This window comes from Thermoflavifilum thermophilum (genome assembly GCF_900116565.1).
Lineage (GTDB): Bacteria > Bacteroidota > Bacteroidia > Chitinophagales > Chitinophagaceae > Thermoflavifilum > Thermoflavifilum thermophilum.
Genome location: NZ_FPCJ01000001.1, coordinates 1,184,579 through 1,201,993, shown reverse-complemented (window position 1 = coordinate 1,201,993; position 17,415 = coordinate 1,184,579). Strand labels below are relative to the sequence as shown.

15 protein-coding genes are annotated in these 17,415 nt (G+C 46.1%); 9 read left to right on the top strand and 6 right to left on the bottom strand.

All coding sequences use genetic code 11. The annotated features are described in order from the left end of the window. Positions 1-43: 43 nt before the first annotated feature. Both BM367_RS05175 and BM367_RS05170 read right to left on the bottom strand, forming a co-directional pair. A complete protein-coding gene (locus tag BM367_RS05175; protein ID WP_092458633.1) occupies positions 44-1,327 on the bottom strand; it encodes a chloride channel protein in 1,284 nt (427 codons plus the stop codon). 85 nt (positions 1,328-1,412) lie between these two features. Beyond that, positions 1,413-1,601 (bottom strand): hypothetical protein, encoded by a 189-nt coding sequence (locus tag BM367_RS05170; protein WP_092458631.1) that lies wholly within the window; start codon positions 1,599-1,601, stop codon positions 1,413-1,415. Between the two features lie 93 nt (positions 1,602-1,694). Between BM367_RS05170 and BM367_RS05165 the strand changes: the two genes are divergently transcribed. The 3 genes from BM367_RS05165 to ispG all read left to right on the top strand — a co-directional run bounded on the left by BM367_RS05165 (position 1,695) and on the right by ispG (position 5,468). Then, on the top strand, positions 1,695-2,711 hold the full coding sequence (locus tag BM367_RS05165) for a VWA domain-containing protein (RefSeq protein WP_092458630.1): 1,017 nt from the start codon (positions 1,695-1,697) through the stop codon (positions 2,709-2,711). Further along, positions 2,687-3,364, top strand: coding sequence for a tetratricopeptide repeat protein (locus tag BM367_RS05160; protein WP_092458628.1), 678 nt, complete (start codon positions 2,687-2,689; stop codon positions 3,362-3,364). Before BM367_RS05165 ends, BM367_RS05160 begins: the two co-directional genes overlap by 25 nt. 82 nt (positions 3,365-3,446) lie before the next feature. Then, positions 3,447-5,468, top strand: a complete 2,022-nt coding sequence (gene ispG / locus BM367_RS05155; protein WP_092458626.1) for a (E)-4-hydroxy-3-methylbut-2-enyl-diphosphate synthase — start codon at positions 3,447-3,449, stop codon at positions 5,466-5,468. Here the strand turns inward: ispG and BM367_RS05150 are convergent. The 4 genes from BM367_RS05150 to BM367_RS05135 form a co-directional block, all read right to left on the bottom strand. Next, on the bottom strand, positions 5,463-8,147 hold the full coding sequence (locus BM367_RS05150; protein WP_143103956.1) for a peptidase associated/transthyretin-like domain-containing protein: 2,685 nt from the start codon (positions 8,145-8,147) through the stop codon (positions 5,463-5,465). The genes ispG and BM367_RS05150 overlap by 6 nt on opposite strands. 49 nt (positions 8,148-8,196) lie before the next feature. Next, positions 8,197-9,102, bottom strand: coding sequence for a GLPGLI family protein (locus BM367_RS05145; RefSeq protein WP_092458622.1), 906 nt, complete (start codon positions 9,100-9,102; stop codon positions 8,197-8,199). Between the two features lie 154 nt (positions 9,103-9,256). After that, positions 9,257-10,144, bottom strand: a complete 888-nt coding sequence (locus BM367_RS05140; protein ID WP_092458620.1) for a GLPGLI family protein — start codon at positions 10,142-10,144, stop codon at positions 9,257-9,259. Between the two features lie 272 nt (positions 10,145-10,416). Then, a complete protein-coding gene (locus BM367_RS05135) occupies positions 10,417-10,896 on the bottom strand; it encodes an SRPBCC family protein (RefSeq protein ID WP_092458618.1) in 480 nt (159 codons plus the stop codon). Positions 10,897-10,998: 102 nt separating this feature from the next. Between BM367_RS05135 and BM367_RS05130 the strand changes: the two genes are divergently transcribed. From BM367_RS05130 to BM367_RS05105, 6 genes are all read left to right on the top strand, one after another. After that, positions 10,999-12,141 carry an ATP-dependent helicase gene (locus tag BM367_RS05130; protein WP_092458616.1) on the top strand — a complete coding sequence of 381 codons (1,143 nt, stop codon included), beginning with the start codon at positions 10,999-11,001 and terminating at the stop codon, positions 12,139-12,141. Positions 12,142-12,153: 12 nt separating this feature from the next. Then, entirely contained in the window at positions 12,154-14,148 is a 1,995-nt protein-coding gene (locus BM367_RS05125; protein WP_092458614.1) for a UrvD/REP family ATP-dependent DNA helicase, read from the top strand. A 72-nt stretch (positions 14,149-14,220) separates the two neighbouring features. Continuing rightward, entirely contained in the window at positions 14,221-15,666 is a 1,446-nt protein-coding gene (locus BM367_RS05120) for an Ig-like domain-containing protein (protein ID WP_092458612.1), read from the top strand. A 125-nt stretch (positions 15,667-15,791) separates the two neighbouring features. Further along, positions 15,792-16,241 (top strand): hypothetical protein, encoded by a 450-nt coding sequence (locus BM367_RS05115; RefSeq protein ID WP_092458611.1) that lies wholly within the window; start codon positions 15,792-15,794, stop codon positions 16,239-16,241. After that, positions 16,241-16,747, top strand: a complete 507-nt coding sequence (locus BM367_RS05110) for a hemerythrin domain-containing protein (RefSeq protein ID WP_092458609.1) — start codon at positions 16,241-16,243, stop codon at positions 16,745-16,747. The genes BM367_RS05115 and BM367_RS05110 overlap by 1 nt, the downstream gene beginning before the upstream one ends. Before the next feature lie 211 nt (positions 16,748-16,958). Further along, positions 16,959-17,384: a hypothetical protein gene (locus tag BM367_RS05105; protein WP_092458607.1), complete on the top strand. Its 426-nt coding sequence runs from the start codon at positions 16,959-16,961 to the stop codon at positions 17,382-17,384. Positions 17,385-17,415: the final 31 nt, after the last annotated feature.

Below are 17,415 nucleotides of genomic sequence, written 5' to 3'. Positions count from 1 at the left end.
AGCTTGCCTCCGTATTTACCGGTGTGCGTATAAAAGAATCCTTTCACTCTTCATGCTTTTCCCGTTTGCGCAGCTGGGCGTTAATCAGCGGTGTTTTGGGAGCCAGGAAAAAGCCAGTGAGGCTGGCAAACAGAATGGGAATCAACAAATGCACACCCGTCATGCTAGCCACCAAAATGGTTGAGCTTACCGGCGTGCGGGTTACGCAGGCATTAAGGGCAGCCATACAACACACCATGATCAGGGCAGGTTGCGAATAAGGGAAGAAATGAGCAATGATCAATCCCAGCGTAGCTCCGGTGAAAAATAGCGGAATAATAAAACCACCCCGCCATCCGGAGGTGACGGTTACAGTAATGGCCATGAGTTTAACAATCAGAATCGCTACCAGCAGCTGCAGGGTAAAATGTTGGCTAAACAGTTCCGGAATTTGATAATGGCTGAAATAGCGAGTGATAGGCAATTCATAGGCCATAATACCCAACAATAGCCCACCCATGGCTGTTTTGATGAAAATCGGGAACGGTAGTTTTTTAAAAACTCTTTTTCCGGTACGTACCAAAAAAATAAAAGCCCAACCTATAGCAGCTGCAATGGCTCCAAATCCGATAGCATAAATAGCATCATTCACATGTACCTGATACGAAGCTGGAAATTGCCAGCTGGGACCTATGCCGATATGGGTAATGATTACGAAAACAATATAGCTTGTGCAACTGGCCACAATAGCAGGAATCAATGCCTGATAATATTCCGTTACATGCTTGTGGTGAAGGATTTCCAGTGCAAAGAGGCTGCTACCCAGAGGTGCACCAAACAAGGCTGTGAATCCAGCAGCTACGCCGGCAATGGTCATGGAACGGATATCTTCATTGCGGAAATGCAGTCGTTTAGCCAGCCAGGTTCCGGTAGATCCAGTAACCTGAATCATGGGCGTTTCAGGTCCCAGGCTTCCTCCCGAAGCAATACACACCAGTGAAGACAGAATCATAGCCGGATTGTTGCGTGTGTCAAGCCTTCCACCGCGGAAACGAATATTGTTCACAATCAGATCAATTTCTCCAGGATCACGCAGCAGGTAAATGATCAGGCCCGCTATCAATCCGGCGCCTGTCATGCAGGCAATCACCCAGGCTCCAGTAAAACCTGCCAACAAGTGGGTGAAGGCATCCAGGATAATCCAGTAAAAACCTGCCATAATCCCGCCCAGAAACCCAATCACAGCCCAGAGAATAAAAATTTTGCTGAAGATGAATTCGTTGATACGCAGCCGGTCATTGATGGTATAGCGAAGTTCAACTAATTTTTTCCGTGTGGCATAGTCCATAATCCTTGTTTTTCGGGCAAAGATAGCTTGCCAGGCCTTTAGCTCGAACCTTTTTATCTGAATAGAAGCCTTGCTGTCTGTAGGCCTATGGGATTCCTGCCTGCCGGCAGGCAGGCCTCTCCGCCCATCGGCGGATCGGAATGACGCTTACTTCCACCCGTCCCCATCCCGAACGAAGTGAGGGATCTCCTGAACAGCGTGCATACGATTCGGCAGATTCCTGCCTGCCGGCAGGCAGGCCTCGCTGGTGCTCGGAATGACGAAAAAAATGCATTTCGAGGCGTTAATTTTTTTCAAAATATCAGCCTTTATCTTTCCACCAGGCTCCGGTAAAAACTATATTTGCCTGCGTGATGAATTCCTGAGCATGCTTCGGTTTCAGCATCCTGAATATTTTCAGTGGCTCTTGCTGCTCATTCCAGCGGTTCTGGTATTTGTGTATGTGCTTTGGTGGAAACATCAAGCCATCCGCAAATGGGGAGAGGCCCGGCTGGTACAGCAGTTATTTACCGATTACCGGCCAGCCCTGTTCCGCTGGAAATTTTTGCTTTTGCTTCTGGCCCTGGTGCTGGTGATCACAGGTGCAGCCAATCTGCAGATGAGCACGCACATGGAAAAGGTGGAAACCAAAGGTGTGGATGTGATGGTAGCACTGGATGTAAGCAAAAGCATGCTCGCCCAGGATGTGCAGCCCAGCCGGCTGCAGCGGGCTGTTCAGTTGCTAAGCAGGTTGTTTGATCAATTGCCCGGAGACCGTCTTGGGCTGGTGGTGTTTGCCGGGCAGGCTTATTTGCAGATGCCGCTCACACTCGATCATGCGGCGGCTCACATGTACCTGAACAGCATCACCCCCGATATGGTACCCACACCTGGAACCCAGATCGCCGATGCAATTGAAATGTGCCGTCAGGCTTTTAACACCCAGGAAAAAACCCATAAAGCCATTATCCTGATTACCGACGGGGAAGATTTCGGTGAAGGTGCCGTTGAACAGGCCAGAAAAGCTTATCAGGAAGGTATTGTTATCTATACCGTGGGTGTGGGCACGCCCGCCGGAGCCCCGATTCGGGATCCGCAAACCGGCGATTACAAACGCGATGAAAACGGACAGATCGTGATTTCCCGGTTAAATGAAACTGAGCTCAAACAAATTGCTGCCGAAGGACATGGCTCCTTCCAATACCTGGATCAGGTGAGCGATGTAGCCCGCCGCCTGGAAAACAGCATTAACCAGATGGGACAGAAAACCTATCAGGAAAACATGTACACCGATTACAACAGTTATTTTCAATATTTCCTGGCCATCGCTTTGGCATTGATCGTGCTGGAACTGTTCATCCCTGAAAAATCAAAAGGACTATGGGTAAAACGGGTGTCTGCCTGATGCTGATCATGTGGATTGCTGCCTCAGCCGCCGCACAGTCGGCTCACCAGCTCGTTCGGAAAGGCAACAAAGCCTATCAGAAGGGTGATTATGCCGATGCCGAAGCCGATTACAAAAAAGCATTGCAAAAACAGCAAAACCTTCCCCCCGCCTGGTTTAACCTGGGCAATGCCATGTATCAGCAAAAACGTTATGAGGAAGCCCGCCAGCAATACCAGCATAGCCTGGAACTGGCCGGATCCCCGCAGGAGAAAGCAGATGCCTGGTACAATGTGGGCAATACTTTTATGAGTGAAAAAAACTGGCAGCAAAGCATTCAAACCTATAAACAAGCACTGAAGCTCAATCCGGCCGATAACGAAGCCCGCTATAACCTGGCCTATGCCCAGGAAATGCTGAAAAAACAACAGCAGCAACAATCCGCCGGTGGAAGCCAAAACCAGCAACAGCAAAACAAAAACCAGCAAAATCAGCAACAACAAAATCAACAAAACCAACAAAATCAACAAAACCAGCGGCAAAATCCCAATCAGCTCACCCCGCAGCAGGCCGATCAGCTGCTGAAAGCCCTGGCCCAGCAGGAACAAAAGATCCGCGAGAAACAAAACGAAAACCAAAAACAGCAAGTGGTTCCCGGTGGGAAAGATTGGTAAAATTTGCTAAGCACTCAACCCCATCCCCATTGGATTTGTTAGATTTGTAGGTGTTTTTGTGAGGTCTTTTAATTCCTTTTGCATGCAGTATTATACAGAGTCGCTTACGCGATATCAACGTTTGCCTACACGCGAAGTAAAAATAGGAGACCTGCTGCTGGGCAATTTCCATCCTATTCGCATCCAGACGATGACCACCACCGATACCCTGGATACGGAAGCCACGGTAGCGCAATGCATCCGCTGCATAGAAGCCGGAGCTGAGCTGGTGCGCATCACGGCGCCCAGCATCAAGGAGGCGGAAAACCTGTTGCACATCAAAAAAGCCCTGCGTGAGCGCGGCTATCATACGCCCCTGGTGGCTGATATCCATTTTACGCCAAACGCCGCGGAAGTGGCCGCCCGCATCGTAGAAAAAGTGCGTATCAACCCCGGCAACTATGTGGACAAAAAGAAATTTCAGTTCAAAGAATACACCGATGCCGAATACCAGGCTGAATTGGAACGTATTCGCGAACGCTTCGTGCCGCTAATTCGCATCTGTAAGGAATATGGCACGGCCATGCGCATTGGTACCAATCACGGCTCGCTCAGCGACCGTATCATGAGCCGCTATGGGGATACGCCTATGGGCATGGTGGAAAGTGCCATGGAATTCTTGCGCATCGCCCGTGAGGAAAACTATCATCAGATCGTGCTGAGCATGAAAGCCAGCAACCCCCAGGTGATGGTGCAGGCCTACCGGCTGTTAGTGAAAACCATGATGGAAGAATTTGGCGAATGTTATCCGCTGCACCTGGGCGTTACCGAAGCCGGTGATGGGGAAGATGGCCGCATCAAAAGCGCTATGGGCATCGGTACCTTGCTGGAAGATGGCATTGGCGACACCATCCGGGTTTCCCTCACCGAAGAGCCGGAGTATGAAATACCCGTTTGCCGGGATTTGGTGAAACGATATACCCATAGGGAAAACCATAAGCCCATTCCGCCCATCGAACGACTGGCTTATTCACCTTTTCAATATCAACGCCGGAACACCCAGCCAACAGGCCGCATAGGAGGCAAACAGGTGCCGGTGGTGATAGCCGATCTGAGCGAAGAACCTTTAACCCATGAAAAGCTCGCCGACATTGGCTATCGCTACGATTCCACGACCGACAAATGGCATGTGAGCGACACAGCAGCCGATTTTATTTACACCTCGGGACGATATGTGCCGTTTGAACTGCCAGGCACCTTGCAGGTGATTTGTGATGCGCAGGTGTATGCCCATGTGCCCGATCCGCGGCGCTATTTTCCGCTGTTCACCTGGACTACCTGGCTGCAAAGGCTCGACGAGCCCTCGCCCTATCTGAATTTCATCGCCCTGGATACCCTCAACACCACCGACGAAGAATGGGAACAGCTGCTGCAGACGCTGGATGATACCACCGTGCTGTGCATCTATTCCCAAAACCGGCACGCTATGCCTGCCGTGCGACAAAAAATCAACGACCTCATGCTGCGAGGCATAACCACGCCGGTTATCCTCTGCGTGGAAAGTTTTCATGCCTCTATCGACGAGCAGCTCATTCAGTTTGCCGTGGAAGCCGGAGCCCTGTTGCTCGATGGCATGGGCGATGGCATCTGGCTGAAAAATCATCCCGACTTGGTCAAGAACCTGCGCGTGAGCGGGCGCACCTATCTGGAAGTGCACAGCCACGCCCAGTTTTTAAACAATACGGCTTTTTCTATTCTGCAAGCCTCGCGCACCCGCATCAGCAAAACCGAATATATTTCCTGCCCTTCCTGTGGCCGTACGTTGTTCGACCTGCAGGAAACCACAGCTCGCATCCGCGCAGCTACGCATCATTTGAAAGGAGTTAAGATTGCGGTCATGGGCTGCATTGTAAATGGCCCGGGAGAAATGGCCGATGCCGATTTTGGCTATGTGGGCAGCGGACCCGGAAAAATTACGCTTTACAAAGGCAAAGAAATCGTAAAACGCAATGTGCCAGCCGAAACCGCTGTGGATGAGCTCATCCAGCTCATCAAAGAAAACGGCATGTGGACGGATCCCGAACCTGTTCCATCTGCAGCCATTGCATCAACTCCTCGCTCATAACCCCCATTTCACCGAAAACAACAAATACCGGCTTACCAGCGCATAGTAGGTCCATTGACCGCTGTTGGCATCCAAGGTTTGGTAGGCCAGGGTGGCATGATTGAGCAGGTTATGCCCGTAGAGCGAAACGGTGATGTTTTTCCACGGCCGATATTCCACAAACAGGTCAAGCGTGTGAAAAGCAGGCAAGAAGGCCGTGTGGATGTAATTGTATACGATATTGCCTTTCAAAAGACTGGTTACATCCACAGAGGTTTTCAGATAAGCTTTCTGGATGGTGCTTTGCTGGGCAAAGGATGCGGCCTGCCTTGTGGCGCGCAATTGTGTATGCAGCTGCTGCTGGGTGTAGGAAGCCTCCATCAGAAACCAGAGTAGCGGACTCCACTGATAAGTGAAAGTGTGGCTGAACACACGCAGCTGCTGGCGATAGTTGACGTCATTGAGCAGGTAGGGCTGGTCCTGCACGGTATATTGCAAGGTGTAAAAGCATTTGGAGTTGATTGCGATCAAAGGCTTAGCGAAATTGCCGGACAGCAGGTAGCGCCTGCTATTTTTCCCCTGATGGGGTTGGGTGAAGCTATAGGCCGGATTTTCAAAGAAAGACCAGATCACGGGTTGTGGCGTGTAGGAAACAGAAAAACTTGGGCCGAAGGAGATATCAGGCTTCTTCATCTTGATGGAAAAATAGGTCGTGCCCTGGTTGTCGGCTGTGCGATACATTCGGTCGGCTGGTTGCTTGATCTGGTATCCAGCCGATAAAAGGATGGGCGGAAAAAGCATATCTGCGGATAGCAAGTGCTCCCGGTGTGAAAGGGAAAGCGTGATTTGATCCACATACAGATTCTTTGATCTTCTTCCTGAGGGGCGCGACCATTGATAAGTCAGCGAAAATTGTTTCAACGTGAAGCTTTGCAGCTGATCCGCATAGCGGCTGCGGGCACTGGACAGGCTTGCACCTATTTTCAGTTGGGTAAACAGGTTCCAGTTGCGCTGGAATACAAAAGAGCCTCCGGCTTCCTGCAGGTTGACAGGATAGGTATTTTGCACAAAAGAGCTGTCTGGCGGCAGCTCGGCTTGAATTTGATGAGCCTGCTGAAGGGCATCGGACTGATAAAATGCTTTTGCCTGATAGCTGTGCCTGGTGTTGCCGTGTGTCCAGCCAAATTGCAGAAAGGTGCTGTGGAAATGGCTTTGCAGGAGCTGCAGGTAGTCGGTTGTCTTCCCGCTGGTGTCTAAGATTTTGCCTAGGCGTGAGGTGTGCAGCAGCTGTTGTTCGGGTAATTGTGTCTCCACATAAGCCAGATCGGCTTCCAACAGATGTTTGCCCAGGCGCAGCTGTTGGGTGGTGCGTGCACTCCATAGGTGTTGTTTATCTGTTATCCATTCCGTCAGCGTATCGTGCAGGTATCCGGAAGTGAGCTGCACAGCTTCATGCCGGGGCTGGCTATGGTGCAGGTTCCAGGCATAGGTGGCAATGTAGTGTTTCTTTGGGTCGTAAGTCCACTGCAGGGAAAGATCCTGAAGGGTTTGCGCAGCCTTAAACTGGCGCTGATTGGTCAATGCCCAGCTTTGCTGGCCCGGCACGATAAAAAAGCTGCTATCGCGTTGGGCTATCCATTGGCTTTGTTTCCCTGCCGTGTAATGGATGGTCAGTTCATGGGCTGGCGTGAGTTGCAGGCTCAGCTGGCTACCGGCCAGTTGGTCGCGGTTATCATAAGCATAGCGGGGATAGGGCACGTCGGGTTGGCCCGCCGGTATGGGCTTGATGAGCCATTGGGGTTCAAGCTGCTGGGGAGCCATAGGGTTGGCCGTTTGGGATGTATTGTCAAAAGCCTCGTAATGCACTCCGGCATTGTTTATCTTGCCATAGGTAAACCATTTGATGGGTTTGTAGAGCGCGAAAGCGTTCAGCTCCGCTTCATATTTGTTGAACAGGCTGGTGCCGCCGGTGATGCTGGCCGACCCGCTGAATGGCCGATGGGTAACCAGGTTTACCGCCACATCCTGTGAAAGTGAAAGACCTTTTTCCAACCGGTTGGGATGATAGTCCTTGATCAGTTCCACGGTGTCGAAGGTAGTAGCCCGGATATTGGGGGTGAGTTGCTGATAGGCATCCCCAAGAAACGGATCGCCATTGATGAGCAAAGCTTTGATGGGTTTGTTGTTGTAATAAATCTTCCCGCTAGCATCCGTGCTCAGTCCCGGAATACGATTGATGAGATCGGTGATGTAAAAATCGCGTTGGCCCAGGTAGGTTCGGATATCGAAGCGGAGGGTATCGAGGTTTTCAGCTGGAAGCTGAATAACTACTTCGGGCAATGGGTAAGGTTTGGGCCTGAGGTTGAAGTTCACGAGGTAAGAGCCGCTTTGGTTGATGATGATCTGACTCGTATCTGCGGCATAACCCAGGAGCCTGGCGATGCAAAGGGCAGTATCGGGTGCAGGCAATGTACCGGTGAAGCCAAACTTACCTGTGCTGTCGGTGATCGCAAAAAACATTTGTCGGGCATGCTTAAACTGCAGGATCAGGCTGGCACGAACAGCCGGTTGATTGTGGGCTTCGATCACGCCATAAATACGATAAGAAAGACTTTCCTGGGCAAGAGCCGGAAAGGCATATACCATCATCCATCCAAGCAAAAAAACATATACAAAATAGGTGTGCACACAACGTTTCACGATCCGGGATTTCGGCTTATGGGCTTATCGCATTTTGGCTGTGCGGGACTTACAAATCAAATACATATTTGATTCCTTCGTATGGGTTATAGAATGTTAGCGTTTGTGTGAGCTTAGCAGAGTTTGTGTTCTGGCAGCTTACACAATTGCTTTTTTCCTGTTGCCACAATAGTTTAGTTTTTTTGGCTGTTTCATCCAGCATTCTCCGGTAAGATGGGTAATAGGGTATATGCGTGGAGTTCAGTTCATGCCACTGGCTCACTAAGTTTTCAGGGAAGTCAGGCACCACATGCATGCTTTGCAAAAGCAAAGCTTTATCAGCGGGTTGTTCCCAGCACACAATCGGGCCCGGTAGTCCGCCTAATTTCCACGGGCCATCGGATATGGGAATATCCGGGCAATACCAAACGGTGATTTCTCTATTCCGGAAAAATGTGGTAGCTTTTTTGCAAAGCAAATTGCCAAATTTTTTCTCTTCGGGAATAAGTGTCCACTTCATCGGGAAAAGGGTATCGCTAAAAAATTTTTTAATCGCTCCATAAGCAATTCTTGAAGAATATTCGAAGTATAGCTTCTGTTCGCGTAAGTTTTTATATACGACACAACTGGTGTCTACTTGCTTAACAAGTGCAGGATGCGTAAGCTTCATTTGTCCGTAGTGTTGACCGGCGCTATCGTATTCCTTCACGATCACCGGAGTAAGATCGATGGGTTTAGCCGAGTCCTGTTTATACTTGATGGAATTATCATAAAAATAATAGAAACAGGAATATGTACCATTCGTAATTAAAAGATTTTGGGTAAGGATTCCTTCTTCCGATAAAAAGCTTATGCTATCATCCATTATTTTTCCGCTTTCTTGGTATGGTACATATACAAACAGATAAGCCTGCTGGGCATATATTCCCGTAATGAACATTAAGAAACTGAAGAAGAAAAAAATGATGGTTTTCATAGTTGCTGGGTTTGATTATGTTCTTTAAAAAAAACGGGAGGCGAGAAAACAATTAATCGATTTTAATGACTATATCGTGAATCGGAACTTGATTTGGTTTAAGGTTGTCATCCTGGATCTAATTTTTTCATAGCTGCACCGGGCATTTAATCAATCAAAGGTTTGCATGATAAGATATGCCTTCATAAGGAATGGTTACATACAATTCCTGCATACTTTGTGTTGCACATTGCACGCAGTTTTGCTTTTTGTTTGAAAACACTACCCTGGCTTTTTGAATGAATTGATGAACTTCCTTATCAATGAATTTCCTGAATTCCTGATAACCCGGGTATGATTTACGTAAAATGGATTGTATATGATCTGTAAATAATGATGTGGATTGACTTGTATGAAACGAGCTTAATGTAAAACCATCATTGTCACCAATTTTACAAGATACAATCAATCCAGGTAATCCACCCAGCTTCCAGGGTCCGTCGGATATGGGAATATCCGGGCAGTACCAGGCTTCAATGCGTTGATTTTTGTAAACAGTTGTGGCTTTAAAGCACATTAGATTTCCAAAGTTTCGAATCTCGTGATTGTCTGTTTTCCATTCCATTGGATATAAGGTATCTGCATAAAGGTTGCTCATAACAATCCGGGGAAACTCATTTGTGTATTTAAATAAAATCCTTTTTCCGATAAAATCTTTAACCACATATACTGTGGTATCATCATAAGAGAGGGGAAGTTCTACATGCATGGTCATATGCACATGATGTGCATCGGCACTGTCTGATTCAGCATCTTGCATCAAATGGATGGCTGTGTCCTGGCCTGCATGGAGGGTATTCTGTACAACATAGAATACGGAATGTTTCGCATTTCCCTGAAGCACGCACTGGTAGATTTCTCCATTAGCAGATTTAAAAGATACACTATCATTGAGCAAATTTCCTTTTTTATGTAAAGGAACGTACACACATGTGTAGTTTGTTTGTGCATATCCTATAACAGTACAGATCGTAAAGGCAAACAATGATATTCTTTTTTTCATCTCGTTATTTTTATGAAGAAATGAAGAAAAACGTCATCAATGAAATTGAAAAATAACCCAATTGCCGTGCTTGGTTTTAACGAAGAAAGGGGTTGAGTTACATTATGTACTACGACCGGGCTTGAATGTGTCGGGGGGAGGTAATTGCATATGTAAGATTACCCATCAATGTTAAACAACTGAAGATAAGAATTAATGTTTTCATAATTCCATGATTTAAGGTGAATAAATACTCACGACAGGGGGATATCGTAAAATTACATTTTATTTTTTTACAAATTTCTCTCTGTGAATTTTCCAAATCTTTCTTCCACCCGTTGAAAGCGGTAATCAAAGATTTCCTGCAATTGTTGGCGTATGTGCCACGCATGGGCCATTCGTCCGATCAAGCCCAGGGGCAAGCGGTAATGCACGATGTCAGTCATTTCCACACCGCCGGGTATTTCCCGGAAATGGTGTTGATGATGCCAGAAAGCATAAGGTCCCATGCGTTGTTCATCGATGAAATATTGTTTTTCTGCCACATGGGTGATTTCGGTCATCCAGAACAGGGGAATGCCCAGCAATGGCCGTACATGATAGGTAATGATTTGTCCGGCATACATGCGTTCTGGCTTTGCCGGGCTCAGGATGCGAAAACGCATATAGGGCGGCGTGATGAGAGGTAAATTGCCCGGATCTGCAAAAAATTGCCAAACCGTGTCGAGCTCGGCCGGTATCCGCTGGATACGTTGCAAAACATATACTTTCATCGGGATTTTATTCAATTAAAACGAAATTTTCATCAAAAGGTTGATTGCGCAGATAGGATGCGTGATTAAATCTTAGCTTTGACAGGTCATAAAAAATACAACATGAACCCGAAAACACAAATCAGCACTGCCTACCAACAAGCCTATCAGCGTTTAAATGCCAGACAAAAAGAGGCAGTAGATCATATATACGGCCCACTGATGGTCATTGCCGGACCGGGTACCGGGAAAACGCAATTGCTGGCTGTGCGCATTGGCCGGATTTTAGAGACAACCGATTTTGGGCCGGAAAACATCCTGTGCCTCACTTTCACCAATGCCGGTGTGGATGCCATGCGCAAACGCCTGGAATCATTCATTGGCAAGGATGCGCGTAAAATTGGCATTTATACCTTCCATGCCTTCTGCAACGAGGTTATCCAGGATCATCCGGAATATTTTAATATGGTGGAATGGCAGCCCATCTCTGAGCTGGAAAAATATGAATGGATGGAAGAAATCATAAGCAGGCTTGCATCAGATCATCCCTTGTATCGGGGGAAAGGCGATCAGTTTGTAGATGTTGATAGCTTGATTTCGCTGAACCGGATCATGAAGCAGGAAGGATGGACAAAAGATATGGTGCAAAAAGAAATAGATGATTACTTGGAAGAAATAAAATCTGGGAAGGTAGATGAATTTGTTTATAAGAGGGATACTAGAAATGGTAAAAAAGGGGATCTGAAATGGGATAAAATCGGGGAGCTCGAGGAAAGATTTACCCGCACGAAAGCTGCATTGGATGTAATTGAACAATATAACAAACTGCTTAAGGAAAAAAAGCGGTATGATTATGAAGATATGATCAATTGGGTAATTGATTTGTTTCAAAATCATCAGGGATTGCTGAGTGATTACTGGGAACGTTATCAGTTTATTCTGGTGGATGAATATCAGGATACCAATGGTGCACAGAACGAATTACTAAAGTTGCTTACCGATTATGATCAACCCAATGTCATGGTGGTGGGTGATGATGATCAGGCCATTTATCGCTTTCAGGGGGCCAGTATTGGCAACATGAAGTCGTTTGCCGATCGCTTTTCGGGTAGTGGTTTAAAGGTGGTGGTGTTGGAAGAAAATTATCGTTCCACACAGGATATTCTGGATGTAGCCAATCAGTTGATTGCAAATAACCAGAATAGGCTGGTTCAATACTTACAAGAACGATTTCAATTATCCAAACAACTTTTTGCTCATGTTTAATTCATTGTAGCCATGTCTATAATCATAAAATCTTACCCAAACCCATCTGATGAAATGATGGGCATTGCAGAGGAAATTGAAAAACTCATCCAGCAAGGCGTGGTTGCTCCTTCTGAAATCGCTGTCGTATTCCGGGAAAACAAACAGCTGGATGAGATGGCCGTTTATCTGCAAAACAAAAAAATTCCCTTTCAGCTTGTCAGAAAAGAAAACCTACTGAAGAATCATTTTATCCAACAGATTCTTCTGATGCTGGAGTGGGTTGCACTGGAAGCCGCGAGGCCGGGTAGCGGTGATCATCATTTGTTTACATTGTTGCATTTTCAATGGTTTGATTTACCCACTGAGCTTATTGCCCGCGTGCACATGGATTTTATCAGGCAGGCATTTGGTGGTCAGCAATCATTCCGGTTGTATTTGCAGGATTTGCAAAAACAAGGAAATCAGTTATTTACACCCATAGAAATCCAACAGCTGAAATCTGTAACCGATCTGCTCGAAGCATGGATCAAGGGTGTGTACAATGAACCTTTGCAAAACTTTTTCTGTCGAGTACTGAATGAAAGCCAGGTGCTGAAAATGGCTTCCCAGGCTCCTGACAGCGGTTTCCGGATTCATCTTATGAAAACCCTGTTTGAATTTCTTCAGGCAGAGAATCAGCGTAATCCCGATCTGACGCTTGAGGGATGGATACAGATTATCCGCAAAATGGAAAAATACAAATTAACCATTCCTTATGAAAGCCGGATAGGCGATGAGCATTGTGTGCAGTTGCTTACCGCCCATGGCACCAAGGGTCTGGAATTTGATTATGTGTTTATAGGTGGATGTGTGGAAAACAACTGGGAAAAAAAGAGGGGAAGAAATATAGGGTTTAGTTTGCCTCCAGCTTTAAAAATTCAGATGAGCAGTTATGCGCAGTCTCATCTGAAAGAAGAAGATGAACGCAGGTTGTTTTATGTAGCGCTTACACGCGCAAGAAAATATGTGCAGATAAGCTATGCCGAAAAGGATAATCAGGGTAATGAATGGCAGAAATCAAAGTTTCTCGATGAAATCCTGATACCCGGACGGCCTATTGTAAACCCTCAGCCAGAGGCATACAGCCAGCAAAACAGTGCCATTGTTTTTCAGGTAAACAGATTGCAGGGCAACCAGATCCAGGCCATGCAACAACGATACAGCCAAACTTTTCTTCAGGATTTGGTACGCAATTTCAAACTCAATCCTACCGCATTAAACAAATATCTCTATTGTCCCAGGAGTTTTTTCTATGAATCGCTGCTCCAGGTACCCCAGGCAGAACAAATGCACAGCGTCTATGGACAGGCCATCCATCATGCACTCAAACAATTAGCCAATTATCATGCTCAGGGAAATGGAGTCAACATCGAAAGGGTGCAGGCCGATTTTCAGTGGTTCATGCATCTAAACCGGCATCATTTCAGGCCCCAAGATTTTCAGCGTCATTTGCAACATGGTAATCAGGTACTGAAAAATTATCTGAATCAGGTTTTCAGCAACTGGGGGAACGTAAAAGAAACGGAAAAAGATTTTCAGGCCATTATCAACGAAGTGCCCATCAAGGGGCGGCTGGATAAAATCGAAATATGCAATGGAACAACCCAGGTGGTAGATTACAAGACCGGCAAACCAGATAATGCAAGCAATAAGCTTAAGCCTTTTGATAACCAACAAGGGAAAAAGAAAAAAGACGATTTTGATTATTGGATTCAGGCGGTAATGTATGTCATGTTGTTGCAGGAAAATGGCCACTCATCGGTCAATACGGTTGTGTTTGATTTTGTAGAACCCGATAAAGACGATCAATTTCAATCTCATTCCATTCAAGTTACGCAGGGTGATATTCAACTGGTTGAGCAACTCATTGAAGATACCTGGCAGAAGATTCAGGCATTCGAGTTTCCCTGCTGTGGGCACAATGATTGTCCCTGGTGTGCATTTGAGCAATCGCTTGCAAATGGATCCCGTGCTTCAAACCCATGATGAACCTGCATAGCCGATAAGCGCATGATGAAATGCGAAGGATGAAGTACCTTCGCTGAGATTTGGGTGGATATGATCAGGTATGCCAAAAGCAGATGGAAAGCCTCCATCGTCGCCATCGTTTCGTGCTTGCTTTTTTTGTGTGCATTATGGCAACGTTGTGCCAATATTGTACCCCCTTCGGGTGGACCAAAAGATACCATTCCACCGGTGCTTGTATCGGCTGTACCGCCCGATTCTACCCTGCATTTCCATAGTGATCGGATCGTGTTCACCTTCAATGAGTATGTACAATTGGCCAATAACTACAACGATGTACTGATCTTTGCACCCCGCCTGCGTCGCCAGCCCATTGTTAATGTCAAGCTGCGTACCATTACCATCCTGCTGAAAGATACCCTGCAGCCCCATACTACTTATCAAATCAATTTCGGCAATACCATTCAAGATATCGATGAAGGCAATGCCATCCCGGATTTCTCCTATATTTTTTCAACCGGCAATTACCTGGATTCTCTGCAAATCAGCGGTACCGTGCTGGATGCCGAAACAGGCTTGCCCGACAGCAACGTGCTTGTGATGCTGTATAAAAATCTCAGGGATTCAGTGGTGAGCCGGGAAAAACCCTTGTATTACACGCGAACAAATGGTACCGGTCATTTTTTATTGCACAATCTGCCGGCAGATACATTTAAAATCTTTGCCCTCAAAGAAGAGAACAACAGCCTGATGTACGATGATGTAGGAAAAGAAGCCATTGCTTTTATGAACCATCCCATAGCCTTGCACGGGGATATTCAGGGATTGAAGCTGTATTTGTTCCGCGAGGAAGTGCCAGCTGATACAAGTCGGCAGCATTCATCATCAGCCTCCACATCACCATCCGGTCAGTCACATTCATTTACCGTACAAATGAATCTGGATAATGGCAGGCAGTCTCTTATTGCTCCCCTGCAACTGCAATTTTCACAACCTGTTGCCTTTATTGACAGCAATAAAATCTCATTGCTGGAAGATACATTGCTTCATCCGGTGACATTTCATATTAAACTGGATGACAGCCTGCATCAGCAATTACAGGTGTTTGCACAGTGGAAGGAAAATATGCCTTATCAATTGCGCATAGCCGATAGCGCCATTATGGATACGGCACATCAGGTTTTGAAAGCGGATACACTTGCTTTTCAAACCAAAAAACTATCGGATTACGGCAGTGTAACATTAGAACTGCATGGATTGGATACAGGCTATCATCATAATGTGTTGCAGATCGTAAAAGATCAGCGTGTGGTTTATCATACTCTTATTCAGCAAACTACCGTCCGCATTCCCTTATTTGATCCGGGCGACTATCAGCTTCGCGTCCTGAAAGATGAAAATGACAACGGCAGATGGGATACAGGCTCTTACTACGGCCCGCATCCCCGCCAGCCGGAAAAAGTGATTGCCATTCCGGGAAAAATCACCGTAAGGGCCAATTGGGATAATACCTGGATCGTGGATGTACCGGCAGATTGAACCTGGAGCTGTGCGTGTTAAACTTCTGTCAAATCTGGCAGCAAGCATGGCTGCTTGTTTCCATGTGGTATAAATGATGTTGATATTGCAAACAGATTGAAGTACATGTAACCTAAATCAAAAACATGTTGCGTACAACTCCCGGTGAATGGATTGCATTGGCTGCGTGTTTTTTATGGATAGGCATGGTAATAGCCATCAGTTTTATGGAAGCCTGGTTGAAATTTCGTGCGCCGGGTGTAACCAAAGCTATCGGATTGAGCATCGGGAAAAGGGTATTCACGGCATTGAACCGCATGGAATGGGTTTGCGCCGTGATACTTACTGCAGGTGTATTGTTATTACCCGACCACCTTCATCTCATTACGGCAGTTTGTTTTGCGGCAGCTCTGTGTATTTTGTTGATACAAACCATTTTCTGGTTGCCTGTTTTAAAAATTCAGGCTGATGCCCTGATAGAAGGGAAAAATTATTCCGGTAAATCGGTGCATATCAATTATGTGGTAGGGGAAATTATCAAAATCATTGCTTTATTCACAGCAGCTATTTTATTGGGTGTGCAAAATTTTTCCTGATGTCTAAACCTATTAAACGCCATCCCGCCATTCAGCAACTCTCACGCGATCATCATTATGCCTTGTTGTTTTGCTGGAAAATAGGCCAGGGGCTGGAATGGCAGATCGATACCCCCCGTATCAAAAAATATGTGGCTTATTTTCATCAGCGTTATATCATTCCGCATTTTCAAGAGGAAGAACAGATTTTGTTTGTGCTGATGCCCGATGATGAAAGGGTGAAAAAAGCCGTTACCCAGCATCGGGAAATAGAACAATTAATTAAGCAACAATTGATTGCGCCTGATAAGATGGATGCGAATTTATCCGAAGATGTTAGTTTGCTAACCACACTTGCTGAAAAACTCAATCAACACGTACGGTATGAAGAACGGGAGCTGTTCCCTTATCTGGAGCAATGCTTGAGCGAAGCTCAGCTGGAACAGGTGGGTAAACAGCTTGCAGAAGCAACGCATACTCCCGATGATGCCTATCCGGACCCCTTTTGGTTGAGAAAGCGTACCTGATTTTAGCAGGTGAGGGCATGTAAATAGACCGTAGATCAGCATAAGCATAGAATGATCCAGATTTGCCAAAGCCGCTATGCTGGATATATGTACCATGTTCAGAAAAGCTGTTAAACCAAAAAAATCAAAAACCAACAACCAGAATTGGCAGCCAGGAAAACGATTGTGCGGATATTTGGTCAAAAATTTAGGATGATTTAACTTTGTTGACGTGAGGCGCCTCCTGGCTATAGTATTCCTTCAGATTTATTTTCTGGCCTTTGTAGAAGGTCATGAATTCTTGCGTGTGCCTTTACTGATTCAACATTATATTACGCATAAACATGAAAATCCACAGATGAGTCTGTTGGATTTTTTTTCTTTGCATTACAGCGGGAAAATCATCTATGATGCTGACTGGCAGCAGGATATGCAGCTTCCGTTTAAATCTGTTCCTGCCAACGATCTTTGTTTATATGCACTCAGCAGTATCGTTACGCCTTTGCAATATTCGCGGAACATTCAATTATCTCCACCAGAACCACATTCTTCCCTTCATCTTCCTCAAAACAACCAGGATTTATGTCCTGTTAATATCATCTCTGAAATTTTGAAACCTCCTCGTTATCAGGTTTTCTTTTTCCATCCTTTTATTTGATTCCATCGTTGGTATGCAGATGTGTGGATGT